Raw genomic sequence first — 24945 nt, 5'->3', positions numbered from 1 at the left:
TTCTTCGCCCCCTCCGCCCCTGCCCGTCCCGTACCTGGGCGGCTTCGCCCCCAGCCCCCCTTGGCCGACTTCTGGGTGCGGGTGCGTGGGGGCTTGTCGCGCAGTTCCCCGCGCCCCCGGACGGGCCGGGGACTGCGTAGTCAGCCGGTTCTGCCCCTAGTTCTGCCCCGTCGCCCCCTTCAGGCCCAGCAGCAGTACGCGGGTGAAGCTGCGGACCCACTCCTCGTCCGCGGGCTCCGCGCTGACGAGGGTGCGATGGACCACCGCACCCGCGACCACGTCGAAGATCAGGTCGGCGGTGCGGGCGGCGGCGGCCGGGTCGGACTCCGGGGGAAGCTCGCCGCGGGCGCTCGCGCGGGCGCGGCCCTCCAGGACGAGGCGCTTCTGCCGGTCGACGATCGACGTACGAATGCGGTCGCGCAGGGGCTCGTCACGGGTGGATTCCGCCACGACGGCCATCAGCGCCGTCTTGGCCTCCGGGCGGTCCAGGATCGCCGCGAACTGGAGCACGACGCCTTCGATGTCCGCCGCCAGGCTCCCCCGGTCGGGGAGCTCCAGCTCGTCGAAGAGGACCGCCACCGCGTCCACCACGAGTTCGTTCTTGCCCGCCCAGCGGCGGTACAACGTGGTCTTCGCGACCCCGGCGCGGGTCGCCACGTCTCCCAACGTGAGCTTGGACCAGCCCAGTTCGACCAGTGCCGCGCGCGTCGCCTCCAGAATCGCGGCGTCCGCGGCTGCGTTGCGCGGGCGCCCCGTACGGGAGGCGGAAGTGCGACTTTGCATGCCAGTGACCATATCCGGCCGTTCTGTGAAGTCGTGAGGGAGATCACCGGGGTATGGCACACGGGCGCATCTCTCGACAGTTACGCTACGACTCGTAGCGAAAGCTCGTGCACCGCGATCGTGTGCGAGCGACAACCACTGGCGCCAGGTGGGGACCCGGCGCCGAGCATCACGTATCAAGTCGTAAAACGCCTGGCTTTCGGAACGCTTTTCACGCGCGCGCGCAGAAGGGGGAGGATGTACTCATGCAGCCACGGAACATGTCCATGAGCGGAGTCGTCGACCTCGCCGCGGTGAAGGCGGCCCAGGAGGCCAAGGCGAAGGCGGAGCAGGCGCGCGCCGAAGCGGCCAGGCAGGGCGGCGGCGGTGGGAGCGGGGCCGTGTCCCCCGCCAGTCTCGTCATCGACGTCGACGAGGCGGGATTCGAGCGCGACGTCCTGCAGCGCTCCACCGAGGTCCCGGTCGTCATCGACTTCTGGGCCGAGTGGTGCGAGCCCTGCAAGCAGCTGAGCCCGGTGCTGGAGCGACTGGCCGTCGAGTACAACGGGCGCTTCCTCCTTGCCAAGGTCGACGTCGACGCCAATCAGATGCTGATGCAGCAGTTCGGGATCCAGGGGATCCCGGCCGTCTTCGCGGTGGTCGCCGGGCAGGCGCTGCCGCTCTTCCAGGGTGCGGCCGGCGAGGAGCAGATCCGCGGCACCCTCGACCAGCTCGTCCAGGTGGCCGAGCAGCGCTTCGGCCTCACTGGCCTGACCGTCGACCCGGACGCCGAGCCCGGCAGCGCCCCGGCGGCGCCCGAGGTGCCGGCCGGCCCCTACGACGCGCTCCTCGAGGCCGCCGTACAGGCCCTGGACGCGGGTGACTTGGGCGGCGCGATTCAGGCGTACAAGAACGTCCTGAGCGACGACCCGGGCAACACGGAGGCCAAACTGGGCCTCGCCCAGGCCGAGTTGCTCCAGCGCGTGCAGAGCGTCGACCCGCAGCAGGTGCGCAAGGATGCCGCCGAGAAGCCCGGTGACGCCCAGGCGCAGATCACCGCCGCCGACCTGGACCTGGTGGGCGGGCATGTCGAAGACGCGTTCGGGCGGCTCATCGAGACGGTGCGCCGTACGGCCGGCGATGACCGTGATGCCGTACGGCTGCGACTGCTCGAGCTCTTCGAGGTGGTCGGTGGCGACGATCCGCGGGTGATCGCGGCGCGCCGGGCGCTGGCCAGGGCCCTGTTCTGACCTGTCCCTAAACGCCGGGGCTTGTGATGCCCAGGTGAAAGATTGGCCGAGGGAGCGACACGTGGCCGCGCTTTACCAAATCTTGGTAAACGCGGCCGCTGTTACTAGGAGTAAGTCAGGGGCGTTGATCTGTCGGATTTCGTCCGACAATCAACCGTTGTGCACCCCGGCCTGAGGCCACCCTGCGTCGCCGACCGATACCGACGGGTCGTTGTTCGGTTATCCGGCCGTTACTAGCGAGTAACGAACCCCCTTGTGCGGGCGGCGAGAATGCACCACGATCGGCGACGCTCGGTCCATTCCCCCTCCCCCGACAACCAATCGGGTCAAGGGGTTTTCTGGGTCCCCACCGAGTAGAGCCGCCGGCAGTGGCGTCGGCTCTTGGGCAGGGGGGTCTTTGCCGTTCGGCAGAGCCTGTCCAGCAGGTTGTGCGTGATGCGTGTCAGGCGCGACCAGTGGTTGTCGCTCGGGGGTGATCGCCGGTGATTCGGGTGCTCTTCGCGCCTCCGAGTACGGGCGCTCTCCTTCCCGAGGACGTAGCACTTCTCCCATCCCTGCCCGGCTGAGCCGCCGACATGGGGCAGTCAGGGCCAGGAGATGTACGTCCGAGAAGGAGGAAATATGGAGTCCCAGGTGCGTGGCGGGACCAGATGGAAGCGGTTCGCGGTCGTGATGGTGCCCAGCGTGGCCGCCACGGCAGCGATAGGTGTCGCCCTCGCGCAGGGCGCTCTCGCCGCGTCGTTCAGTGTGTCGGGGCAGTCGTTCAAGGTGACGGCGGACTCGCTCCACGGCGAAGGCTTCGAGCAGTACGGAGCCATCGACTCGGGGTACACCCTCGACGGCAAGAAGACGGCTCACCCCGTCGCGGTCTCGGCGTTCAAGTCCGCGTCGATCACCAACATGTGCCAGTCGGTGGTCACCCCGGACATCCCGCTGCTCGGATCAGTCAGCCTGATCCTGAAGGCGGGCGGCGGTGGTACGCCGGTCCAGGCCGAGAACCTGTACATCGACGTCGAGGACCTCGAGGCCAACGCGACGTTCCACAACATCGACATCGGTGTTGCGGCCAAGGACGCCAGCAAGGGTCCGGGCATCGGCAAGGGTGACGCGGCCAACCCGTACGGGTTCGCCCAGCAGGCCGACTCGGCCGACCTGACCGATGTCAAGCAGACGGCGTGGGCGACCACTGCCGGTACGTTCAAGCTCAGCGGCCTGAAGATGTCGCTGTCCAAGGGCGTCAAGGAGTGCTACTAGGCACTCCGGGGGCGGGTGAGGGGGCCTCGGCCGCCTCACCCGCCCCGCTCCTCACCGCCGTACGCGGGTCACTCACCCGTACTTCTCACAGCAAAGCCGTTCCAGGGAGCTGTTTTCCATGAGCGCCGAGACTCCTGCCGCGCCCGGCCAGAACGAGCACTACCTCCGGGTCTTCCGGCGGAACTTCCGTACCTGGAGGGGCGACCGCCCGTTCTGGGCCGGCCTGTTCGTCCTGCTCGGCGGTTTCCCCATCGCCTACTTCCCGTATGCGAACCTCCAGATCGGCCATCTGACGCTGGCGATGGCCACCACCGCGGGTGCGGGCTCCCTGATCATCGGCGTGCTGCTCGGCGTGCTGGGCGTCAGCCTCTGGTTCCAGAAGCACGTACGGACCTTCGCCGGAGTCGCGGCGATTCTGCTGGCCCTGGTGTCCATCCCGGTGTCCAACCTGGGCGGCTTCCTCATCGGCTTCCTGTTCGCCATGATCGGCGGCGCGATGGCGGTCTCCTGGGCTCCGGGCGGGTCCGAGACGGAGCCGGCCAAGACGGTGGCCAAGGGTGAGGACGAGGCCCCCGAGGGGGCGCCCGTGGGGACCGCGGACAGCATGAGCGGGCTGAGCGAGCCGAACGATCTGTCAGGAACGAGCCCGGCGAACGGGGCGAACGGGAGGCACAGTGCCGGCTGACGAGGTGACCCACGGGACTGATGTGGAGGAGTCCCGTGTGAGAACCGGGCCGCGCCACGCGGCCCCCAGGAAGCCGCTGTTCACCAGGTTCCACATGCCTGCCGGGAAGGCCGTCGCCATCGCGGCGATGCCGACAGCGGTCCTGATGGGGATGGGGTTCACCCCGACGCTCGCCCTCGCCGACGACCACGGGTCGTCGAAGAGCCTGACGGCCGACGAGTACAAGGACTGTGTCGCGGCCGTGACCGGCTCCGAGGACGGCGCCAGTGCGTCGGCCACGCCGTCGCCCACCGCCTCGGCGAGTGCCGACAAGTCCGGCGACACGGCGAAGCCGACCCCTTCGGCCTCGGCGTCCTCGGGCAAGACCTCTTCGTCGGATTCAGGTTCCGACGACAAGGCCGAGCCCACGCCGTCCGCGTCCGCCTCCTCGTCCTCGTCGAGCACGTCGGACAAGTCGTCGGACAGCACTGCGTCCACGCCGACCCCCTCGGCATCCGCGAGCAGCGGCAACGTGCTGGACACCATCGGCAACGCGATCAACGACGTCCTCACCGGTGGTGGCGACTCGACGGCGAGCTCCAGCCCCACGGCGAGCGCGAGCGCGTCCGCGAGCAAGGACACCTCCGGCAGCGTCTCCGACACCGTCAAGGACACGACCGACAAGGTCACCGAGACGGTCAAGGGCACCGTGAAGGACGCCACCGACACGGCGTCCAAGGCGGCCTCGGACACCACGGAGAAGGTCAAGGAGGCCGCCGACGCGGCCACCGCGACTCCCAGCCCGTCCGCGAGCTCCAGCACGGACCCGTCGGACTGCCCGGTCGCCACGGACGAGGTGGGCGGTGTCGACAACACCTCGCCGCTGCCCGACGACCCCTGGTATCTGGACGCCAGCTCACTGCTGCTCAAGGGTGCCGACTACCAGGGCATCGTCAAGGTGAAGACGGCCAACGGGTCGACCAAGAAGGTCCTGAAGTACGTCATCTCCGACGGCACCGACATCGGCGACCTGCACCAGACGGTGAAGGACAAGCAGTCCGGCAAGACGTACCACGTACAGGCGGCCGCAGGCTCGACGTCCACCATCCGTGACGGCAAGACGGTCATGTACACGGAGAGCATCTCGGGCAATCTGCTCGGCCTGATCCCGATCACGTTCAGCCCGGACAACCCTCCGCCGCTGAACATCCCGCTGATCTACTTCACCAAGGTGAAGGTCGTGCAGGCCGGCCAGTTCGGCGGGACGCTGACCGTGCCCGGGCTGCATTCGTACCAGACCGACTGAGCGCCCCCCAGAGCCCGTCCGGGAGCCGCAACACACTGAGGGCGCCCCCTGTTCGCAGGGGGCGCCCTCAGTGGCGTACGGGGACCGCGGGTCAGGCGTGGGCGTGGTTGCCCTCGCCCAGGTGGTGCACCCGGACCATGTTGGTGGTGCCGGGGACGCCGGGGGGCGAACCGGCGGTCATCACGACGACGTCGCCGTCGTTGAAGCGCTTGAGCTTCTGCAGCTCCTGGTCGACCAGGTCGACCATCTCGTCGGTGCTGTTAACGAACGGCACGACGTGCGACTCGACGCCCCAGCTCAGCGTCAGCTGGTTGCGGGTGCCCTCGTCAGTGGTGAAGGCGAGGATCGGCTGGGTCGCGCGGTAGCGAGACAGCCGGCGCGCGGTGTCACCGGACTTGGTGAAGGCGATCAGGCCCTTGCCGCCGAGGAAGTCGGCGATCTCGCAGGCGGCACGGGCGACCGAACCGCCCTGCGTACGCGGCTTCTTGCCGGGCACCAGCGGCTGCAGGCCCTTGGAGAGCAGCTCTTCCTCGGCCGCGACGACGATCTTCGACATCGTCTTCACGGTCTCGATCGGGTAGGCGCCCACGCTCGACTCGGCGGACAGCATGACCGCGTCGGCGCCGTCCAGGATCGCGTTGGCCACGTCGGAGGCCTCGGCGCGGGTCGGGCGGGAGTTGGTGATCATCGACTCCATCATCTGGGTCGCGACGATCACCGGCTTGGCGTTGCGGCGGCACAGCTCCACGAGGCGCTTCTGCACCATCGGGACCTTCTCCAGCGGGTACTCGACGGCCAGGTCGCCGCGGGCCACCATGACCGCGTCGAACGCCGCGACGACGCCCTCCATGTTCTCGACCGCCTGCGGCTTCTCCACCTTGGCGATGACGGGGACCCGGCGGCCCTCCTCGTCCATCACCTTGTGGACGTCGGCCACGTCGTTGGCGTCGCGCACGAAGGACAGAGCGACCATGTCGCAGCCCATCCTCAGGGCGAAGCGCAGGTCCTCGATGTCCTTCTCGGACAGCGCCGGCACGTTCACGGCGGCGCCGGGCAGGTTGATGCCCTTGTGGTCCGAGATCACGCCGCCCTCGATGACGACCGTCTTGACCCGGGTGCCGTCGACCTCGACGACCTTCAGCTCGACGTTGCCGTCGTTGATCAGGATCGGGTCGCCCTTGGAGACGTCACCGGGCAGACCCTTGTAGGTCGTGCCGCAGATGTGCTTGTCGCCGGGCACGTCCTCGACGGTGATGATGAACTCGTCACCACGCTCGAGCTCGACGGGACCCTCGGCGAAGGTCTCCAGACGGATCTTCGGACCCTGCAGGTCGGCGAGCACACCGATGGCCTTGCCGGTCTCGGCCGAGGCGGCCCGGACGCGGTCATACCGCCCCTGGTGCTCGGCGTGCGTGCCGTGGCTGAAGTTGAAGCGGGCCACATTCATGCCGGCTTCGATCAGCGCGACGAGCTGCTCGTGGGAGTCGACCGCGGGGCCGAGAGTACAGACGATTTTCGAACGGCGCATGGGGCGATCCTATCGGTTTGTTTCGCTACGGAATATTCCGTCTGGTGGAAGATACAAATGGGCGGCCGGCCGCTCAGGCGTGGTTCTTTCCGACCAGTGCATACGTCTGTGTGGCGATCTCCAGTTCCTCGTCCGTCGGCACCACGGCGACCGCGACTCGTGCGTCCGGCGGCGAGATGAGCCGCGCCTCGTCACTGCGTACGGCGTTCAGGTCGCCGTCGACCGCGAGGCCCATCTCCTCCAGGCCGGCGATCGCGGCCTCGCGCACCGGGGCGGCGTTCTCACCGACTCCGGCGGTGAAGGCGATGGCGTCCACCCGGCCGAGGACCGCGTAGTAGGCGCCGATGTACTTCTTCAGGCGGTGAATGTAGATGTCGAAGGCGAGCCGGGCCTGCTCGTCACCCTCGTCGATACGACGGCGGATCTCGCGCATGTCGTTGTCGCCGCACAGGCCGATCAGGCCGCTTCGCTTGTTGAGCAAAGTGTCGATCTCGTCGGTGGACATTCCGCCAACGCGCATCAAATGGAAGATGACCGCGGGATCCATGTCGCCGGACCGCGTACCCATCACCAGCCCCTCCAGTGGCGTGAGCCCCATGGAGGTGTCCACGCAGCGGCCGTTCCTGACCGCCGAGGCCGAGGCACCGTTGCCCAGGTGCAGCACGATGACGTTCACGTCCTCCGGCGCCCTGCCCAGGAGCCGCGCGGTCGCGCGGGACACGTAGGCGTGCGAGGTGCCGTGGAAACCGTACCGGCGGATGCGGTGGTCGTCCGCGGTCTTCACGTCGATCGCGTAGCGTGCGGCCGACTCCGGCATCGTCGTGTGGAAGGCGGTGTCGAAGACGGCGACCTGGGGGAGGTCCGGGCGCAGCGCCATGGCGGTGCGGATGCCGGTGAGGTTCGCCGGGTTGTGCAGCGGGGCGACCGGGATGAGCCGCTCGATCTCCGCGAGGACGGCGTCGTCGATGACGGTCGGGTCGGTGAAGAACTTCCCGCCGTGCACGACCCGGTGGCCTATCGCGGCCAGCTCGGGGGAGTCCAGGCCGAGCCCGTCCGTGGCCAGTTCCGTCGCGACGGCCTTCAGGGCCGCCTCGTGGTCGGCGATGGGACCGACCTGCTCGCGGGACCGACCGCCGGCCAGCGGCGTGTGCTTCAGCCGGGAGGTCTCCTCGCCGATCCGCTCCACCAGACCGACCGCGAGCCGCGCGTTGTCGCGCATGTCGAGCAGCTGGTACTTCACCGACGACGAGCCGGAGTTGAGGACGAGGACGCGGGAGGCGAGGGGGACCGAGCGCAGCTCGTCGGGCAGGGCGGTGGTGGGCGACGGGTGGGAGCTCACTGCTGGGAAGCCTTCTGGTCGGAGGTCTGGGCCTGGATCGCCGTGATGGCGACGGTGTTGACGATGTCCTGGACGAGCGCGCCCCGGGACAGGTCGTTGACGGGCTTGCGCAGGCCCTGCAGGACCGGGCCGACGGCGATCGCGCCGGCCGAGCGCTGTACGGCCTTGTAGGTGTTGTTGCCGGTGTTGAGGTCCGGGAAGATCAGCACGGACGCCTGTCCGGCGACCTTCGAGTCCGGCAGCTTGGTCGCCGCGACCGTCGGCTCGACGGCGGCGTCGTACTGGATCGGCCCCTCGATCTTCAGATCGCCGCGGCGCAGCCGTACCAGCTCGGTCGCCTCGCGCACCTTGTCGACGTCGGCACCCGAACCTGACGTACCGGTCGAGTACGACAGCATCGCGATCCGCGGCTCGACGCCGAACTGCTCGGCGGTGGTGGCCGACTGGATGGCGATGTCGCAGAGCTGCTCTGCGTTCGGGTCGGGGTTCACGGCGCAGTCGCCGTAGACGAGGACCTTGTCGGCGAGGCACATGAAGAAGGCGGACGACACGATCTTGGCGTCCGGCCTGGTCTTGATGATCTCGAAGGCCGGCCGGATGGTGGCGGCCGTGGAGTGCACCGAACCCGACACCATGCCGTCGGCGAGACCCTCCTGCACCATCAGCGTCCCGAAGTAGTTCACATCCGCCACGACGTCGTACGCCAGCTCGACCGTGACGCCCTTGTGGGCGCGCAGCACGGCGTACTTCTCGGCGAAGGAGTCGCGCAGCTCGGACGTCACCGGGTCGATCAGCTGGGTATCGCCCAGGTCGATGCCGAGGTCGGCGGCCTTCTTGCGGATGTGGTCGACGGGCCCGAGCAGCGTCAGATCGCAGACACCCCGGCGCAGCAGCACCTCGGCGGCGTGCAGGACGCGCTCCTCGGTGCCCTCGGGCAGGACGACGCGGCGCTTGTCGGAGCGGGCCTGCTCGAGGAGCTTGTGCTCGAACATCATCGGCGTGAGCCGGTCGCTGCTCGGCGCGGAGACCCGCTTGAGCAGGTCGCTGGTGTCGACGTACCGCTCGAAGAGGCCGAGCGCGGTCTCCGCCTTGCGCGGCGTGGCCGCGTTCAACTTCCCCTCCAGGCCGAAGAGTTCGGTGGCGGTGGGGAAGGAGTTGCCCGCCACCGAGATGACCGGGGTGCCGGGGGCCAGCCGGGCGGCGAGGGTGAGGATCTCGTCGCTGGGGGTCTCGTTCAGGGTGAGCAGTACGCCGGCTATCGGCGGGGTGCCCGCGCTGTGCGCGGCGAGCGACCCGACGACGAGGTCGGCGCGGTCGCCCGGGGTGACCACGAGACACCCCGGGGTCAGGGCGTTGAGGAAGTTCGGCAGCATCGCGCCGCCGAAGACGAAGTCGAGCGCGTCCCGTGCCAGTCCCGCGTCGTCGCCGAGGACCACCTTGCCGCCGAGGGCGTGGGTGATCTGGGCGACGGTGGGTGCGGAGAGCGCGGGCTCGTCGGGCAGGACGTAACAGGGCACCGGCAGACGGGAGTCGAGCCGCTCGTGGATCTCGGCGCGGTCCTCGCGAGCCACCCGGTTCACGACCATGGCGAGGACGTCGCAGCCCAGGCCGTCGTACGCGCGGTAGGCGTTGCGCGTCTCGGCGCGGACGGACTCTGCGGTCTGGCCGCGGCCGCCGATGACCGGGATGACCGACGCGCCGAACTCGTTCGCGAGACGGGCGTTGAGCGCCAGCTCGTCGGGGAACTGGGTGTCGGCGTAGTCGGTGCCGAGGACGAGGACGACGTCATAGTCCCGCGCCACCGCGTGGAAACGGTTCACCAGGGAGGAGACCAGCTCGTCGGCGCCCTGCTCGGCCTGGAGCGCGGACGCCTCGTGGTAGTCCATGCCGTACGCCGTCGCCGGGTCCTGCGCCAGCCGGTAGCGGGAGCGCAGCAGCTCGAAGAGCCGGTCCGGGCTGTCGTGCACGAGCGGACGGAACACCCCCACCCGGTCGACCTGGCGGGTCAGGAGCTCCATGACCCCCAGCTCGACGACCTGGCGGCCGTCGCCGCGGTCGATCCCGGTCACGTACACGCTGCGCGTCACGCGTGCTCTCCATCCGTTGCGTCGCTGGGGTGGCCTCGGTGCTGTGCTCTTGGGCATCGCGGGGTCGCTTCCGCGCTCTCGGCGGCGCGACGACATGGCCCACTGGGGTGAGCAGAACCCTCTTGACAATACCTCTGCGGGTAGCTAAGGCGCCCGCCAGGGCAAACGTCCTGGTGGACCGGAGGGGCGCGGCGGTGCCCCGTGGGCCGTGAAACAATCGGACTGGCTCACCGGTACCAACAGCGAGCAGGAGACACAGCACGATGCGCATCGGAGTTCTCACCGCAGGCGGCGACTGCCCGGGCCTGAACGCAGTGATCCGGTCGGTCGTGCACCGAGCGGTCACCAACTTCGGGGACGAGGTCATCGGCTTCGAGGACGGCTACGCCGGGCTGCTCGAAGGCCGCTACCGCAACCTCGACCTCGACGCGGTGAGCGGCATCCTCGCCCGCGGCGGCACCGTACTCGGCTCCTCGCGCCTGCAGCGCGACCGGCTCCGTGAGGCCTGCGAGAACGCGCAGGACATGGCGCGCGAGTTCGGCATCGACGTGCTGATCCCGATCGGTGGCGAAGGCACGCTGACGGCGGCGCGGATGCTGTCGGACGCGGGCCTGCCGGTGGTCGGCGTCCCGAAGACGATCGACAACGACATCTCCTCGACGGACCGCACCTTCGGCTTCGACACCGCGGTCGGCGTGGCCACGGAGGCCATGGACCGCCTCAAGACCACGGCCGAGTCCCACCAGCGTGTGATGGTCGTCGAGGTCATGGGCCGCCACGCCGGCTGGATCGCCCTGGAGTCCGGCATGGCCGCCGGCGCCCACGGCATCTGCCTGCCCGAGCGTCCCTTCGACCCGGCCGACCTGGTCAAGATGGTCGAGGAGCGCTTCGCCCGCGGCAAGAAGTTCGCCGTCGTCTGCGTCGCCGAGGGCGCTCACCCCGCCGAGGGCACCATGGACTACGGCCACGGCGAGATCGACCAGTTCGGCCACGAGCGCTTCCAGGGCATCGGCGCGGCCCTCGCGTACGAGCTGGAGCGCCGCCTCGGCAAGGAGGCCAAGCCGGTCATCCTCGGCCACATCCAGCGCGGGGGCACGCCGACGGCGTACGACCGGGTGCTCGCCACCCGCTTCGGCTGGCATGCGGTGGAGGCCGCCCACCGAGGCGACTACGGCAGGATGACGGCGCTGCGCGGCACGGACGTCATGATGGTGCCGCTCGCGGAGGCGGTCACCGAGCTGAAGACGGTGCCGAAGGACCGGATGGACGAGGCAGAGTCGGTGTTCTAAGGACGGGTCCCCTCCGGGCCTCCGGGGCCTCCGGGCCTCCGGGCCTCCGGGGCCTCCGGGCCTCCGGGGCCTCCGGGGCCTCCGGGCCTCCGGGCCTCCGGGCCTCCGGGGCATCCGGCCCTTCGGGCCCCGTCAGTACGTGCTCCCCTGGACCATCGACCAAAAATGGTCGACGATCCGGTCGAGGAAATCCCGGCCCGAGTCGCCGGAGTCGGCGGCGGCCGAGCCGCCGCCCCAGCTGAGCGTGGCGACCATCTGCCCCTGGTAGTCGGTGTGCATCTCCTCCATCACGTTCTCCAGGAGGCGCCGGTCCAGGGGCACCATCTTCCCGACCGGGCGCACATACGCCTGCCAGCGCGTCGTCATCGCGCTGCGCAGCAGCTCCGCGAGCTTGTCGTCGCGTCCGGTCACCGTGATGAAGTCGGGCAGCGAGAGGTCGAGGGCGTCGGCGAGCGCGGCCGACTGCCGTTCGTTGCCGCGCCACTCGCCGGACTCCTCCATCCGCTGGTACACGAGGAGTTCGAAGCCGACGGCGCGTGCGACGTCCTCCTGGGCAAGGCCGCGGGCGACGCGATGTTCGCGCAGGGTGCGGGGCGCGCCGATGAGCTCGCCCGGCGAGCACCACAACACGCCCGCGAGCGCGGTGAGCTCGGGTGCGCTCGGTGAGGTGATTCCGCGCTCCCAGGCGGCGACGAGGTCAGGGGTGACGTACGGCAGCCCGTACGAGGCCCTCATCCCGTACGCGACATGCTCGGGCCCCATGCCGAGCGCTGCCCGCAGTCTGCGGGCGGCCGGAGCGTTGAAGGGCGGGGTGGGCTGATGGGCTTGCGGTGGGTGCACGCGCACAAAGTATGGGTCCGAGGCAGCGGTGACTACGGTCTGTTCGGCCACAATTACGGATTGTAGGAACATACGGTTTCGGCCGTCGGGTCCAGCTGGCCGAAGGCTACTTCGTGACGGACGGGGCGGGCGGCCGTAAGGGATTTCCCGTCGGATGCGCCCGGGGGTGCCGGTGCGGCTGGATGCGCCCGGTGCACCCGGCCGGGGCAGTCGGGGGTGCCCGGTGCGCTGCAGGCAGTCGTTCCCGCCACGTTCGGTCACCCCATCAGTTCCTGGGCCCGGGTGCGGGCCTGGGCGGCTTCGGTGGTGGCATCCGCTCGGTCGTAGGCGTCGGCGGCCTGGAGCCAGTGGTCGCGGGCGTCGGCGGGGCGGCAGGCGGACTCGTGGGCGAGGGCGAGACCGCGGAACGCCTGGCCGACTCCGTACCAGTTCTCGGACTCCCGGTGGATCTCCAAGGCTTTGTCGCAGGCCGCGATTGCTTCCTCCAGTCGGCCCACCTCTCGCAGAGACAGGCCGAGGTTCGTCCAAGTGAGAGCCTCCCGGCGGCGATCCCCGACGGTTTGGTGCAGGAGGCGGGCGCGGGAGTGGGCCTCTATGGCCTCGTCCACGCGCCCCGCCTCTCTCAGGGTGAGCCCGAGGTTGTTCCATGTGATGGCTTCGTCGCGACGGTTCCCGGCGGCCTGGAACAGATCGCGGGCCCGCGAATGGGCCTCGATGGCCTCCGTCACGCGACCCGCTTTCCCCAGGGCGCTGCCGAGATTGTCCTGCGCTTCGGCTTCGTTGTGGCGGTTCCCGGCGGCCTGGAAGAGGTCGCGGGCCCGCGAGTGGGCCTCGATGGCCTCCGTCACATGGCCCGTTTTCCGCAGGGCGAAGCCGAGGGCGTTCCAGGCGATGGCCTCGGCTCTGTGGTCCCCCCTGCTCTGGGCAGCCTTCCGGGCGGCATGGCTCACTGTGATCCAGTCGTCGAAGTACCGCCGCGGGGCCAGGTATTCCGTCAGGCATTCGGCCAGCGCCACCGCCATGTCCGCGTACCGCTCCTGCTCCGCCCATCCCGCCGCGGCCACCAGTCCCGCCCGTTCTCCGTCCAGCCACGCCAGCGCCTCCGACCGGCTTGCGAACCGCTCCGGCTCCGGCATTCCCGGCAGCCACCGCAGCCGGACGGCCGCGGCATCGGCCCACCGGTGGTAGAAGGCCAGTACGCGTTCCCGTGCCGCTTCCCCGTCCTCCGTCCAGTCCGCGTTCCCGGCAACCATGGTCGCCCCGTACGCCCGCACCAGGTCGTGCAGCCGCCACCGCACACCCCCTTCCGTCGGCACCGCAGTGACGAGGTGGGTGACGGCCAGATCCTCCAGGAGGTCCAGGGCGCCCTCCGAGTCCAGGCCGGTCAGGGCGGCCACGGCCTCCGTGCCGGTCTCCACGCCTGGTGCCAGGGCGAGCAGTCGCAGCAGGCGGGCCTGGTCCGGCGGCAGCCGCCGGTACGAGGTGTCCAGAACCGGGCTGAGCGCGAGGGAGCGGCCGTAGAGGTCGGTTCCTCGGGTGCTCTTGTCCAGTACGGCGGTGGGGCCTCCGGCCTTCTCGATCTCGCTCACCAGCGAGGCGATGGTGCGGTGCCGCCGTCGACGCAGCATCGCCGCGGCGATCTGGAGGGAAAGGGGCAAGTGGCCGCAGAGAGTGGCAAGTTCGCGCAAGGCGTCGGGTTCGCGGGCCGCGCGTCCGTCGCGTTCGTCGGCGTCGTGGAGGGCGCGGGTGATCAGGGCGGCGGAGTCGTCGGGAGACAGTGCTTCGAGGTCGATGAGTCGTACGGGGAGTGAGTCCGGCCGGTCGCGGGAGGTGATCAGCACCCGGTGCCGGCCGGTGCCGGGCAGAAGGGGAAGGAACTGCCCCGAATCCGATGCGTTGTCCAGGACCAGCAGCACCCGCCCCTGTCGCCCGTCGAGGGCAGTCCGGTACGCGTCGTACTGCCCCGTGGGTGTTGTCGGCAGATCCGGGCCACGCACTCCCAGCGCGTCGAGCAGGGCCAGGACCGCTTGATCGGCGGTCACGGGGTTCTCGTCGTAGCCGCGCAGGTCGACGAAAAGGGTGCCGCCGGGGAACCAGCCCTGGGAACACGCCCGGTGAGCGGCCTCGATCGCCAGCGCCGTCTTGCCGATGCCGCCCATACCGGTGACGGCGAAAATGAGCAGAGGGAAGACGGCCGCGGCGTCCGACGCCGGATCCAGGTGCGGCAGCAGGCGGCCCAGATCCGCAGATCGACCTGTAAAGCCCGGCGGGCGTGGGGGCAATGCGATGGTTGCGAGGGGAGTGGGGCCGTGAGTGTGGGCCGGAGGCTCGTCAGCGGGCGTCGTCGACCGGGTGTTGACCGACCGACTTGGCGGTGAAGGGGCCGTTGAACGTGCTGCCCCGGAAGTCGAGATGGTCTCCGCCGTACGTGGAGCCGTCGCGAAAGGGGCCCTCCCGAGGGTCGGAGTGCGCCTGGCTCTGCTTCGGCTGCACCTCGTGGAGTACGGCGACCGCGGCCGTTGCCGCATTCGCCGCGGCCCGGGGTTGCGAACCCTCCGCGTCCGCACGTGACTTGTCCGCGTCCGCCTTGTCGCTGATCCCCCGGATGATCAACACACCCGCCTCGCCGGCGAGGTGCACCGCGTGGGCGACGCCAGAGCTCTCCATTTCGACGGCGACGGCGTCGTTGTAGGTGGTCCGGATGCGCTGGGCGAGCTGGGAGTCGCTGTCTGCGAGGACGACGTCTGCGACGGCGATCGGCTTGAAGTGGGCCTTGCCGCGCAGGGCATCCCTGGCCGCCTGCTCCAGGCGGTGCGAGGCGCGCCATGCCTCGGGGCGGTGCAGGAAACCGTCAGGGGTCTGTTTGCCGCCTTGGATCGCGTACACCTTGGTCGCGACCACGACGTCGCCGATCGCGATGTCGTCCTTCAGGCCGCCCGCGACGCCGACGAAGAGCACGGCCTCGGGGTTGAGCCAGGACAGGACGCGTTCGGTGAGCGTGGCGGCCGTGAGCGTGCCCTCGCCCATGTCGACGAGGGCGACCTGCCAGGGCGTGCCCGGGAGTTGGCCTCGCCTGGCTCGTGTGCCGTAGCGCGGGTGCGTGACCTTCTCGACGTCGGTCAGGTGGGCGAGTACGGCGTCGTACTCCAGGGACAGCGCGGTGAGGACCGCCACGGTGGGTTTTGTCTCCGGCACGCTTCCACGGTACTGCCAAGGCGCCTGCACAGAACGGGTGTTGGGTACGAATATCGGGCGTACCTTGATGTCACGCGGTGCGTGAAGGCGCGGTACGGGGGACGGACGGCATCCATGGCGACCGAGTACGACGGGGATCACCTGGACTTCCGGGGAGGGAAGTTCACGGGGTCCTTCACGGCGAAGGCGGAGTATCGCGAGCACACGCCGGCGCCCAGTGCGCTGGATGCCCTGCCCGCGCGAGCGGTCGGCTTCACCGGGCGGGAGGGCGAACTGCGTTCCCTGCTGGACGCGTTCGACCCTTCCGCGTCCGGCGCCGGATCGGAAGCGGTCGTGGTCGCGGCGGTCTCGGGGCTCGGTGGCATCGGCAAGACCGCGCTCGCGGTGGAGGCGGGGTACGAGGCGTGCGGGAAGGGGTGGTTCCCGGGCGGGGTGCTCTTCGTGGACCTGCATGGGTACGACGAGGAACCCGTCACCGCCGAACAGGCTCTGGAGGCGCTGTTGCGGGCGCTGGGTACGGAGCCGGAACACATTCCGGTCCGTTTGGACGAGCGGTCCGCGCTCTACCGTTCGGCCCTCGCCGATCGTGCCCGGGACCGGGGCCCGGTGCTGGTCCTCGCCGACAACGCCTCCTCGCCCGCCCAGGTGCGGCCTTTGCTTCCCGGTGCCGCGAGGCATCGAGTACTGGTCACCTCTCGTGACCGGCTTCCCCAACTGGGAGCGCGACTCATGGCGTTGGACGAGCTGACACCGGCGGAGGCGCACGACCTCCTCGACCGTGCCCTGCGGATCGCCGATCCTGCCGACAGCCGTGTCGCGGACGACGCTCACGCGGCGGCGGAACTCGCCGCCCTCTGCGGGCATCTGCCGCTGGCCCTGCAGATCACGGCGGCGCTGCTGGTGGTGGACTCGGAAAAGCCGGTCGCGGAACTCGCCGCCGAACTCACCGAGTCCCGCGACCGCCTCGACCACCTCGACGACGGCGAGCGCAGTGTCCGCGCGGCCTTCGATCTGTCGTACCGCCGGCTGCCGCCCGATCAGGCCCGTGTGCTGCGGCTGCTTGCGCTCGCACCGGCTTCCGACGCGAGCAATGAGGTCGTCGCCGCCCTTGTCGGGGCAGAGGTTCCTCCGGTCCGTGCATTGGAGGCTTTGGCCCGTGCGCATCTCGTCGAACGGGGGAGCGGGCGCCGACTGTGGGTGCTGCATGACCTGGTGCGGATGTACGGGGTGAGCGTGGTGGCCGGGGACGCGAGGTCGGCAGCGGAGGGGGAGGCGGCGCGGGAGCGGGTGCTGGACTTCTACCGCGAGTGGGCGGGCGCCGCCGATGCCTGGCTGCAGTGGCTTCCTGACATGCCGGCGCCGGGGCGGTTCGCTGGGCGGGCCGAGGCGTTGGCGTGGCTGGATGGTGAGCGTGCGGGGCTGGTGGCCGCGGTCGGGTGGGCCGAGCAGCAACGGCATGCAGTCGCGGCTGTGGGGCTGGCCGAGCGCCTGGCTGTCTACCTGTCCTGGCGGCGTTACTTCGACGACGCGATCACCGTGGGCCGGGTCGCCCTGGCGGCGGCCCGTCGTGCCGGGGACCGCGTGGTCGAGGCCATGGCGTCGGACAATCTCGGCGACGCCCTGCGGCAGGTGGGCCGGGTGGAGGAGGCGATCGAGGCGCACACGCGCGCTCGTGATGTGTTCCTGGCCACCGGTGACCGCTACCGCGAGGGCCGTGTGTGGGACAGCCTCGGCCTTGCCCTGCGGGAGGCGGGCCGGGTGGAGGAGGCGATCGAGGCGCACACGCGCGCTCGTGATGTGTTCCTGGCCACCGGTGACCGCCACCGCGAGCCCCACGCGTGGGACAACCTCGGCAACGCCCTGCGGGAGGCGGGCCGGGTGGAGGAGGCGATCGAGGCGCACACGCGCGCTCGTGATGTGTTCCTGGCCACCGGCGACCGCCACCGCGAGGCCCGCGCTCGGGACAACCTTGGCCTCGCCCTGCAAGAGGTGGGCCGCGTGGAGGAGGCGATGGAGGGCTACCGGAGGGCGCTGGAGATCTACCGGGAGTTGGAGGACTGGTACTGCTCGGGCCGGACCTTCCACAACCTCGCCCTGGCCCACGTCACCGTCCACCGCCCTGCCGATGCCCGCACCTGCTGGCTCCGGGCCGCCGATTCCTATGCCCGAGCCGGCGCCCCGGCCGAAGCGGCCCGAGCCCGCGCCGACGCCGACGTGGCGGACGCCGCCCCACAGCCTTCTCCCGACCTCACCCTTTGACCGCCCCACCCAAAGCGAACCCCCCGCCCAACCGCCGGGCAACCAGCACATACAGCACCAACACCGGCGTCGAATAAATCACCGAAAACGCCGCCAGCTGCCCGTACACCACCATCCCCCGATTCCCGAAGAACTCATTGATGCTCACCGACGCCGGCATCTGATCCGGCGTGAGCAGCAACATGAACGGAACGAAGAAGTTCCCCCACATCATCACGAACGAGAAAACCGTCACGACGGCCACGCCGGGCCCCATCAGCGGCAGCACAATGCGAACCAGCGACTGAAAGGACGAAGCCCCGTCCGTCCATGCCGCCTCCTCCAGCTCCTTCGGCACACCGTCCATGAAGTTCTTCATCAGCCAAATGGCAAAGGGAAGCTGAGAGGCCGCGAAGAAGAAGATCGTCCCCTGCATGGTGTCGATCAGATTCACCTGCACGAACAACGCGTACACCGGAACCATGATCGCGGTGATCGGCAGACTCGTCGCGAAGAGAATCGTCAGCAGGAACGGCCGGTTGAGGCGCGAGCGGAAACGCGACAGCGGGTACGCCGCGAGCGCCGCGCACACCACCGTCAGCAACGTTCCGCCCCCGCACAGAATCAGGCTGTTGAGCAGTGGGGTGAACGTGATGTCCGGCTTCAGTACGGCGTCGAAGTTGGACAGAGTGACCCCGTCCGGCACCTTTACCGTCAGATCGGCGTGCGCGTCCAGCGACGACAGGACCACCCAGGCGAGCGGCAGCGCGAACGCGGCGGCCACGACAAGGAGACCGGCGTCCGCCGCCAGGCGCCGCCCCGTGCGGCGGGACTTGAGAGTCGTGCCCGTAGTCCGCGTCAAGACGGCCATCTCACACCTCGGTCCGCAGCAGCCGCATGTACACCACCGAGAACAGCGAGCCGACCACGAGGAGCAAAAGCGCCACAGCCGTCCCGTACCCGATCATGCTCTTCTGGAAGGCCTGCTCGTACATGAACAAGGGAAGCGTCTGACTTCTGTTCCCCGGTCCGCCCCGCGTCATCACCCAGATAAGTCCGAACACCGACAGCGTCTGCAGCGTGTTGAGCATCAGATTCGTACCGATCGATCTGCGAATCATCGGCAGGGTGATGTGCCACATCCGTCGCCAGCCCCCCGCCCCATCCACCTCCGCCGCCTCCGTGATCTCTTTCGGGATTTCGTTCAGCGCCGCCGAATAGACCAGCATCGAGAAGGCCGTGCCGCGCCAGACGTTCGCGAACGACACGGCCAGGATCGGCAGCGTGAACATCCAGTTCTGGGAGGGAAGATGGAGCCGGTCGAGGATGGCGTTCAACGTCCCTTCGCGGCGGAAGAAGGCGTACAGCAGGAAGCCCGCCACCACCTCCGGCAGTACCCACGCCGTGATGACGATCCCGCCGACCAGCGTGCGGACCGGCTTCGACGCCCGCTGCATCAGCGAAGCCAGCGCGAGACCCAACGTGTTCTGACCGACCAGTGACGACAGCAAAGTGAACACCAGCGTCAGCCATACGGCGTTGAGGAAGGCGTCGTCCTTGAACGCGGCCCGGAAGTTGTCGAAGCCGACGAAGGACGAATGGGCCTGGCCCGTCAACTGCAGGTCCGTGAAAGCGATGTACGCGCAGTAGGCGATCGGGCCCGCGAGGAAGAGGAGCAGCAGGACCACGGCCGGGGTGAGGGGCAGCGCGCGGGCCAGGGTGCGGCGCACCCCTCCGCGGCGCCGGGGGGCGCCCTTCGTCACCGCGGAGCGGACCGGGGGCGCCGCCGCCCCCGTACCCGCACTCACTTCTTGATCACTTGGTTGTCGGTGGCCGTCTTCAGCTCCTCGTCGTAGCCGCTCGCCGCCTTCTCGACCGAGTTGTCGCCCGTCGTCACGCCCTCCATCGCCTCCTGGACGGCGGTCGAGACCTTCGGGTACGCCGGGTACGCCGGCCGGTAGTGCGTGCTGGCGACCAGGTCCGTGAAGAACTTGATGCCGGGCTGCGCCTGCACGTACGCGGGGTCGGCGGCGACGTCCTTGCGCACCGAGATACCGGAGTTGGCGATGTACCACTTCTGGGCGTTCGCCTTGGTCTGCATCGTCTCGATGAACTTGAACGCCAGGTCGGGGTTGGCCGCCTTGGACGGGATCGACCAGGTCCAGCCGCCGGACATGCTCACCTTGCCGGGGGCCTGGCCGTGCTGGGTCGGCATGTAGGCGAGGCCGAGTTTCTGCGACCACTGCGGCCACTCGTGGCCCGCACCCTTCAGCCAGTCCTGCGGGAGCCAGCTGCCGTCGAGGTTGATGCCGAGCTTGCCCTTGGGGAGCAGCTCACCGCGGATCCTCGTCTGGATGTTGGGGTCGAGGGCGTCGGCGACGTCGAGGCCGAGCTTCTCCTTGTAGACCGTCTCCACGAACGTCAGGGCGTCCTTGAAACCCTGGCTTCCGGCGATCCACTTCTTCGTGGCGGTGTCGTACAGGGGGTCCGTCTTCCCGTCACCCGTCCCGTACAGCAGCATCTCGAAGCCCTGCATGGTGGCGGCCTCGCCGGCGGGTTTGCCCGTGTAGACGTTCAGCGGGGTGACGCCGGGGACTTTCGCCTTGATGGCCCGGGCGGCGCTCAGCACGTCGTCCCACGTCTTCGGCTGCCAGTCACCGGGCAGACCGGCCTTCTTGAAGATGTCCTTGTCGAACCAGAGCCCCCGGGTGTCCGTCCCGTCCGGGACGCCGTACGTCTTCCCGTCCTGGGCCTTGGCCGCCGCCTTGGCCGTGTCGATGAACTGGCCCCAGTCCTGCCACTTGTCGAGGTAGGGGTCGAGCGGCTTCAAGTACCCGCTCGTGATGTCCGAGTTGATGAGGAACGTGTCCTCGTAGACCAGATCGGGCGCCGTCTTGGGCGACCTCAGCATCTGCTGGAGCTTCGTGTAGTACTCGGAGTCCGGGGCCTTGATCGGGACGAGCTCGACCTTCTTGCCGGGGTGCGCCTTCTCGAACTCCTTCTTCATCTGGCCCAAGTAGGTGTCCATGACGCGGATCGAGTTGTCCGTGGACTGTTTGAAGGAGATCTTCACGGTGTCCGGATCACTCCCGGACCCTGATCCACAGGCGGTGAGCGTGGTGGCGGCGAGCAGCGTTGCGAGGAGCAGTGGGGCGGCGGTGGGGCGCACGGGCACGACCTCCTACTGGCCGACATCGTTGTCGACCGAGCCGAGTTGTCTGCCTGGTGAACCTAAGAGGTGTGCGGATGTCAGGTCAATGACCTTGCAGCGGCTTGGGCTTGGGCGGTCTGGAGGTTGCACGGGCTTTGGTGGCGGGTGCTGCGAGGAAGGAGGCGGCGGCGACAGGCACGGGGCCGTGTGTGCCTCCGCGACCGTGCTCTGCCCGCGTCACCGCCGCATGCAAGGAAGTGCGGTAAGGGCCACGACGGTGGGTTTTGTCTCCGGCACACTCATAAGGTACCGCCAAGTTGCTTGTGCAGAAGGTGCGTTGGGCGCCGGAGACGGGGGAGCGAGTGGCGGAGCGGGATGTCACCGTGGGGCAGTTGCTGCTCGCCGAGTATCAGAGTGTGAAGGATGAGCAGAAGGCGCGGATCGGGTTCCGGGACAATTTGCTGTATGTGACGCTCGCCGTCGTGGCCGCTGTGGTCGCCGCGGCCGCGCAGGCCAGGCAGACGCCCATGCTGCTGGCGTTGCCGCCCGTGTGTGTCGTTCTCGGGTGGACCTACCTGGTCAACGACGAGAAGATCTCCGCCATCGGGGCATATGTGCGGGGTGACTTGGGTCCCCGTCTTGCGGAACTCGCCGATATCGAAGCCGCCTTCCGGTGGGAGAGCGCTCATCGCGGTGATGCGCGCAGGGCCTCGCGCAAGGTCATCCAGTGCGGGGTCGATCTTCTGGCGTTCTGTGTCGTGCCGTTCGCGGGGCTCATCGTCTATTGGGCGAGCGGTCAAGTCGCCCCGGGGCTGCTGGTGTTGTCGGTGGTCGAGGGGGGTGCGGCGGTGGGCCTGGGCGTGCAGGTCGTGTCGTACGCGCAACCTTTCGGGGCGGCTGCGGGTCCACCTGACGTGAGTTGAGTCGATAAGTCCGTCTCGTATGTCTGGGGGAGACGTGGTGTCGGACGACAGGGATCGCAGCTATACGTTCGTCGAGAGCGTGCGCCGGTTCTTCTGGTTGCCGCGGGAGGTCCCGCGGGCTCCCGCGCCGGCCCTGCCGCTGGCGCGTGTAGGGATCTTCAACGTCGCCGCGGGGGCGGGTACCGCCGCTCTGGGCTGGCGCGATCAGCTGGCGCTGATCATGATCTTCTCGGTGCTCGCGATGGTCGACGACGTGATCAAGGGTGTGCGGTACCGGTGGCCGGCTGTCGTCGTCGGTCTGGCGGCCGCCTGGGGCGCCGACCGGCTCGTACGGGCCGTGACCTCCGCGCCTGCCGATCCCGACTGGGCCGACTATCCCGCCCTCGCCACCGGGAGCCTGGCCGCTCTCGTCGCCTTCGCGGCGATCACCCGCCTGCCGGGTCGCCAGGGAGTGGCACTTCGCTGAACGTGTCCCGCGATCCAGTTGCTGCGGGCGATGACCGCGGCCCGCGTGGTGGCCTTCGACGTGAGCGAGGAGAAGCCGGCGCTCGCGCGCCGCACCGAGACGTACTCGCTCGATGAGGCGCCCCCCGCGTTCGAGCGCCTGCACGCCGGGAAGGTGAACGGCCGGGCGGTCATCCTGCCCGACGGCTGACCGCCCCCGGTCATCCCTTCACCCACCGGTACTGCAACTCCGGCCGTCCCACCTGCCCGTACTGCGGAGCGCGCGCCGCCCGTCCCGCATCCACCAGGTGCTCCAGGTACCGCCGGGCCGTGATCCGGGAGATGCCGACGGCCTCCGCGACCCCGGCTGCCGTCAGGCCGTCGGCGCAGTCCCGCAGGACGACGGTGACGCGTTCGAGGGTCGGTGCGCTCAGGCCCTTCGGCAGGGCGGCCGGGCCCGGGGCGCGCAGAGTGGCCAGGGCGCGGTCCACCTCGTCCTGGCCACTCGCCTCGCCCACCGCCGCGTGGAACTCGGCGTACCGGATCAGCCGGTCCCGCAGGGTCGCGAAGGTGAAGGGCTTCAGGACGTACTGGACGACCCCGAGCGAGACCCCTTCCCGTACGACCGCCAGGTCCCGCGCGGACGTCACCGCTATCACGTCCGCGTGGTAGCCGGCGGCCCGCAGCGAGCGGGCGAGCTGCAGTCCGTGCACGTCGGGCAGGTGCAGGTCCAGCAGGAGCAGGTCCACGGGCGTACGGTCCAGGGCGCGGCGCGCCTCCGCACCGGTGTGCGCCTTGCCCACCGCAGTGAACCCGGGCACCCGGCCGACATACATGACGTGCGCGTCGGCGGCGACCGGGTCGTCCTCGACGACGAGTACGCGGATGGGCTCGGGGTCGGTCATGCGTCGCCTCCAGGCAAGGCGGGCTGGGCAGGCTCGGACGGGGTGGGCTTGGGCTCGGCAACAGCTGCTCCCGTGGCGCCCGAGGCCGAGGACACCGTAGGCAACGGCAGCCGCACCTCGAACTCCGCCCCGCCTCCGGCCGCCTCCCGCACCGTCAGCCTGCCCTTGTGACGGGTCACGGCCTGTCGTACGAGTGCCAGGCCGAGGCCCCGGCCGCCGGGGCCGGCCGGTTTCGTGGACCAGCCGCGCTGGAAGACCTGCTCGGCGTGGGCCGGGTGCACCCCCGCGCCGGTGTCGGCGACCCGCAGCACCAGCACGGACTCGTCCGTGAACGCCGTCACCGTGACCCGCGCGCCGATCGTCCCCTGCGCCGCGTCCACCGCGTTGTCGATCAGGTTGCCGAGGACGGTGACCAGGTCGCGGGCGGGCAGGGAGGCCGGGAGCAGCCCGTCGTCGATGGCGCTGTCGTCGGACACCACCAGCTCCACGCCCCGCTCGTTCGCCTGCGCCGCCTTGCCCAGCAGCAGTGCGGCGAGGACCGGTTCGCTGACCGCCGCGACCACCTGGTCGGTGAGCGCCTGCGCCAGCTCCAGCTCGGCCGTGGCGAAGTCGACGGCCTCCTCGGCGCGGCCAAGCTCGATGAGGGAGACCACCGTGTGCAGACGGTTCGCGGCCTCGTGCGCCTGTGAACGCAGCGCCTGGGAGAAGCCGCGCTCCGAGTCCAACTCACCCATCAGCGCCTGGAGTTCGGTCACATCGCGCAACGTCACCACCGTGCCCCGGCGCTCGCCCCCCGAGACCGGGGAGGTGTTCACGACCAGGACGCGTGAGGCGGTGAGGTGCACCTCGTCCACCCTCGGCTCGGCCGACAGCAACGCGCCCGTCAGCGGCGCGGGCAGGCCGAGTTCGGCCACCGAGCGGCCGACCACCTCGTCCGTCACGCCGAGCAACTCCCGTCCGCCGTCGTTCATCAGCGCCACCCGGAACTGCCCGTCCAGCATCAGCAGCCCCTCGCGTACGGCGTGCAGCGCGGCCTGGTGGTAGTCGTGCATACGGCTGAGCTCGGCCGCGTTCAGGCCGTGAGTGGAGCGGCGCAGCCGGGCGTTGATGACGTACGTGCCGATGCCGCCCAGGATCAGGGCGCCCCCCGCGACCCCGATGAGGGCTGTGACCTGGTCCTGGACGCGCTTGGTGATCGCCTCGACCTTGATGCCGGCGCTGACCAGACCGACGATGCGGCCGTTGTCGTAGATCGGGGTGACGGCACGCACGGACGCCCCGAGGCTGCCTGTGTAGGTCTCCGTGAAGGATTTGCCCGCCAAGGCGGGGGCGATGTGCCCGAGGAAGTGCTTGCCGATCAGGTTCTCGTCGGGGTGGGTCCAGCGGATGCCCCGCGGGTTCATGATCGTCACGAAGTCGACCCCGGTGTCCCGCTGCACCTGGAGGGCGTACGGCTGAAGGTCCTTGGTGGGGTTGCTCGTGCGGATGGCTTCGCGCACGGACGGGGCGTCGGCGATCGAGCGCGCGACGGCCATGGCCTGCCGCCCCGCCGCCTCCTCGGCCTGGCTGCGGTCGCTGACGTAGGTGAACAGCGCGTACCCGGCCACGAGGACCGCGATCAGCACGGCCTGCATGGCGAAGAGCTGGCCGGCCAGGCTGCGGGGTCTCGGGACGCGGGGGAAACGCATGGAATCAGTGTGCCTCGCCCCTACCCGTCACCCTCCTGTGCTGTGTTTCTTCTAGCACTCCAGTGTGTAAGCAGGTTCCCGC

The 24945-nt window shown here is 69.6% G+C and carries 21 protein-coding genes; 9 read left to right on the top strand and 12 right to left on the bottom strand.

Going from position 1 to position 24945, the window contains the following annotated elements:
- Window positions 1–156: 156 nt before the first annotated feature.
- Window positions 157–783, bottom strand: a complete 627-nt coding sequence (locus ACIBK0_RS20140; RefSeq protein ID WP_399081488.1) for a TetR/AcrR family transcriptional regulator — start codon at window positions 781–783, stop codon at window positions 157–159.
- Window positions 784–1028: 245 nt separating this feature from the next.
- On the opposite strand from ACIBK0_RS20140, the gene ACIBK0_RS20135 reads away from it, so the two are divergent.
- The 4 genes from ACIBK0_RS20135 (at window position 1029) to ACIBK0_RS20120 (ending at window position 5236) form a co-directional block, all read left to right on the top strand.
- Window positions 1029–2012: a tetratricopeptide repeat protein gene (locus ACIBK0_RS20135; RefSeq protein WP_399081486.1), complete on the top strand. Its 984-nt coding sequence runs from the start codon at window positions 1029–1031 to the stop codon at window positions 2010–2012.
- A gap of 621 nt (window positions 2013–2633) precedes the next feature.
- A complete protein-coding gene (locus tag ACIBK0_RS20130; RefSeq protein WP_399081484.1) occupies window positions 2634–3266 on the top strand; it encodes a DUF6230 family protein in 633 nt (210 codons plus the stop codon).
- Between the two features lie 118 nt (window positions 3267–3384).
- Window positions 3385–3951 carry a DUF6114 domain-containing protein gene (locus tag ACIBK0_RS20125; protein ID WP_399081482.1) on the top strand — a complete coding sequence of 189 codons (567 nt, stop codon included), beginning with the start codon at window positions 3385–3387 and terminating at the stop codon, window positions 3949–3951.
- Window positions 3941–5236: a hypothetical protein gene (locus ACIBK0_RS20120; RefSeq protein ID WP_399081480.1), complete on the top strand. Its 1296-nt coding sequence runs from the start codon at window positions 3941–3943 to the stop codon at window positions 5234–5236. The genes ACIBK0_RS20125 and ACIBK0_RS20120 overlap by 11 nt, the downstream gene beginning before the upstream one ends.
- A 91-nt stretch (window positions 5237–5327) precedes the next feature.
- On the opposite strand, the gene pyk is transcribed toward ACIBK0_RS20120, so the two are convergent.
- The 3 genes from pyk to pta all read right to left on the bottom strand — a co-directional run bounded on the left by pyk (window position 5328) and on the right by pta (window position 10190).
- Window positions 5328–6764 carry a pyruvate kinase gene (gene pyk / locus ACIBK0_RS20115; protein WP_399081478.1) on the bottom strand — a complete coding sequence of 479 codons (1437 nt, stop codon included), beginning with the start codon at window positions 6762–6764 and terminating at the stop codon, window positions 5328–5330.
- 73 nt (window positions 6765–6837) lie between these two features.
- Window positions 6838–8061, bottom strand: a complete 1224-nt coding sequence (locus ACIBK0_RS20110; RefSeq protein ID WP_399081903.1) for an acetate kinase — start codon at window positions 8059–8061, stop codon at window positions 6838–6840.
- Between the two features lie 38 nt (window positions 8062–8099).
- Window positions 8100–10190, bottom strand: a complete 2091-nt coding sequence (gene pta / locus ACIBK0_RS20105) for a phosphate acetyltransferase (RefSeq protein WP_399081476.1) — start codon at window positions 10188–10190, stop codon at window positions 8100–8102.
- Between the two features lie 263 nt (window positions 10191–10453).
- Between pta and ACIBK0_RS20100 the strand changes: the two genes are divergently transcribed.
- A complete protein-coding gene (locus ACIBK0_RS20100; RefSeq protein ID WP_399081474.1) occupies window positions 10454–11479 on the top strand; it encodes an ATP-dependent 6-phosphofructokinase in 1026 nt (341 codons plus the stop codon).
- Window positions 11480–11611: 132 nt separating this feature from the next.
- Here ACIBK0_RS20100 and ACIBK0_RS20095 read toward each other — a convergent pair whose 3' ends face one another.
- The 3 genes from ACIBK0_RS20095 to ACIBK0_RS20085 form a co-directional block, all read right to left on the bottom strand.
- The gene (locus tag ACIBK0_RS20095; protein ID WP_399081900.1) at window positions 11612–12241 is read right to left on the bottom strand and encodes a helix-turn-helix domain-containing protein; all 630 of its coding nucleotides are present in this window, start codon (window positions 12239–12241) and stop codon (window positions 11612–11614) included.
- A gap of 335 nt (window positions 12242–12576) precedes the next feature.
- Window positions 12577–14478 (bottom strand): tetratricopeptide repeat protein, encoded by a 1902-nt coding sequence (locus tag ACIBK0_RS20090; protein ID WP_399081898.1) that lies wholly within the window; start codon window positions 14476–14478, stop codon window positions 12577–12579.
- 172 nt (window positions 14479–14650) lie between these two features.
- On the bottom strand, window positions 14651–15514 hold the full coding sequence (locus tag ACIBK0_RS20085; RefSeq protein WP_399081472.1) for a nucleosidase: 864 nt from the start codon (window positions 15512–15514) through the stop codon (window positions 14651–14653).
- 114 nt (window positions 15515–15628) lie between these two features.
- On the opposite strand from ACIBK0_RS20085, the gene ACIBK0_RS20080 reads away from it, so the two are divergent.
- The gene (locus ACIBK0_RS20080; RefSeq protein ID WP_399081470.1) at window positions 15629–17773 is read left to right on the top strand and encodes an ATP-binding protein; all 2145 of its coding nucleotides are present in this window, start codon (window positions 15629–15631) and stop codon (window positions 17771–17773) included.
- Here ACIBK0_RS20080 and ACIBK0_RS20075 read toward each other — a convergent pair.
- From ACIBK0_RS20075 to ACIBK0_RS20065, 3 genes are read right to left on the bottom strand one after another with little or no spacing between them, the layout of a single operon-like run.
- The gene (locus ACIBK0_RS20075) at window positions 17763–18623 is read right to left on the bottom strand and encodes a carbohydrate ABC transporter permease (RefSeq protein WP_399081468.1); all 861 of its coding nucleotides are present in this window, start codon (window positions 18621–18623) and stop codon (window positions 17763–17765) included. The genes ACIBK0_RS20080 and ACIBK0_RS20075 overlap by 11 nt on opposite strands.
- Before the next feature lies 1 nt (window position 18624).
- Window positions 18625–19515, bottom strand: a complete 891-nt coding sequence (locus ACIBK0_RS20070) for a carbohydrate ABC transporter permease (protein WP_399081896.1) — start codon at window positions 19513–19515, stop codon at window positions 18625–18627.
- A gap of 41 nt (window positions 19516–19556) precedes the next feature.
- Window positions 19557–20927, bottom strand: coding sequence for an extracellular solute-binding protein (locus tag ACIBK0_RS20065; RefSeq protein WP_399081466.1), 1371 nt, complete (start codon window positions 20925–20927; stop codon window positions 19557–19559).
- A 338-nt stretch (window positions 20928–21265) separates the two neighbouring features.
- Here ACIBK0_RS20065 and ACIBK0_RS20060 point away from each other — a divergent pair, with 338 nt between their 5' ends.
- Genes ACIBK0_RS20060 through ACIBK0_RS20050 form a run of 3 tightly spaced genes read left to right on the top strand, consistent with a single transcriptional unit; the run spans window position 21266 to window position 22481 of the window.
- Window positions 21266–21826, top strand: coding sequence for a hypothetical protein (locus ACIBK0_RS20060; RefSeq protein ID WP_399081464.1), 561 nt, complete (start codon window positions 21266–21268; stop codon window positions 21824–21826).
- Between the two features lie 37 nt (window positions 21827–21863).
- Window positions 21864–22292, top strand: coding sequence for a hypothetical protein (locus ACIBK0_RS20055; protein WP_399081462.1), 429 nt, complete (start codon window positions 21864–21866; stop codon window positions 22290–22292).
- Window positions 22293–22322: 30 nt separating this feature from the next.
- Window positions 22323–22481 (top strand): hypothetical protein, encoded by a 159-nt coding sequence (locus ACIBK0_RS20050; protein WP_399081921.1) that lies wholly within the window; start codon window positions 22323–22325, stop codon window positions 22479–22481.
- 10 nt (window positions 22482–22491) lie between these two features.
- On the opposite strand, the gene ACIBK0_RS20045 is transcribed toward ACIBK0_RS20050, so the two are convergent.
- Window positions 22492–23175, bottom strand: coding sequence for a response regulator (locus ACIBK0_RS20045; protein WP_399081460.1), 684 nt, complete (start codon window positions 23173–23175; stop codon window positions 22492–22494).
- The gene (locus ACIBK0_RS20040; protein WP_399081458.1) at window positions 23172–24863 is read right to left on the bottom strand and encodes an ATP-binding protein; all 1692 of its coding nucleotides are present in this window, start codon (window positions 24861–24863) and stop codon (window positions 23172–23174) included. The genes ACIBK0_RS20045 and ACIBK0_RS20040 overlap by 4 nt, the downstream gene beginning before the upstream one ends.
- Between the last annotated feature and the right edge of the window lie 82 nt (window positions 24864–24945).

This window comes from Streptomyces sp. NPDC050564 (assembly GCF_044457265.1).
GTDB lineage: Bacteria > Actinomycetota > Actinomycetes > Streptomycetales > Streptomycetaceae > Streptomyces.
This window is presented reverse-complemented; position numbering and strand designations above follow the sequence as displayed.

Excerpts from the sequence above, each read along its gene's own strand:
- ACIBK0_RS20130 (WP_399081484.1), top strand. The coding sequence starts at position 2,634 with ATGGAGTCCCAGGTGCGTGGCGGGACCAGATGGAAGCGGTTCGCGGTC.
- ACIBK0_RS20090 (WP_399081898.1), bottom strand. The coding sequence starts at position 14,478 with ATGGGCGGCATCGGCAAGACGGCGCTGGCGATCGAGGCCGCTCACCGG.
- ACIBK0_RS20095 (WP_399081900.1), bottom strand. The coding sequence starts at position 12,241 with ATGGGGCCCGAGCATGTCGCGTACGGGATGAGGGCCTCGTACGGGCTG.
- ACIBK0_RS20080 (WP_399081470.1), top strand. The coding sequence starts at position 15,629 with ATGGCGACCGAGTACGACGGGGATCACCTGGACTTCCGGGGAGGGAAG.
- ACIBK0_RS20100 (WP_399081474.1), top strand. The coding sequence starts at position 10,454 with ATGCGCATCGGAGTTCTCACCGCAGGCGGCGACTGCCCGGGCCTGAAC.
- ACIBK0_RS20125 (WP_399081482.1), top strand. The coding sequence starts at position 3,385 with ATGAGCGCCGAGACTCCTGCCGCGCCCGGCCAGAACGAGCACTACCTC.
- ACIBK0_RS20040 (WP_399081458.1), bottom strand. The coding sequence starts at position 24,863 with ATGCGTTTCCCCCGCGTCCCGAGACCCCGCAGCCTGGCCGGCCAGCTC.
- pyk (WP_399081478.1), bottom strand. The coding sequence starts at position 6,764 with ATGCGCCGTTCGAAAATCGTCTGTACTCTCGGCCCCGCGGTCGACTCC.
- ACIBK0_RS20045 (WP_399081460.1), bottom strand. The coding sequence starts at position 23,175 with ATGACCGACCCCGAGCCCATCCGCGTACTCGTCGTCGAGGACGACCCG.
- ACIBK0_RS20140 (WP_399081488.1), bottom strand. The coding sequence starts at position 783 with ATGCAAAGTCGCACTTCCGCCTCCCGTACGGGGCGCCCGCGCAACGCA.
- ACIBK0_RS20135 (WP_399081486.1), top strand. The coding sequence starts at position 1,029 with ATGCAGCCACGGAACATGTCCATGAGCGGAGTCGTCGACCTCGCCGCG.
- ACIBK0_RS20075 (WP_399081468.1), bottom strand. The coding sequence starts at position 18,623 with ATGGCCGTCTTGACGCGGACTACGGGCACGACTCTCAAGTCCCGCCGC.
- ACIBK0_RS20050 (WP_399081921.1), top strand. The coding sequence starts at position 22,323 with ATGACCGCGGCCCGCGTGGTGGCCTTCGACGTGAGCGAGGAGAAGCCG.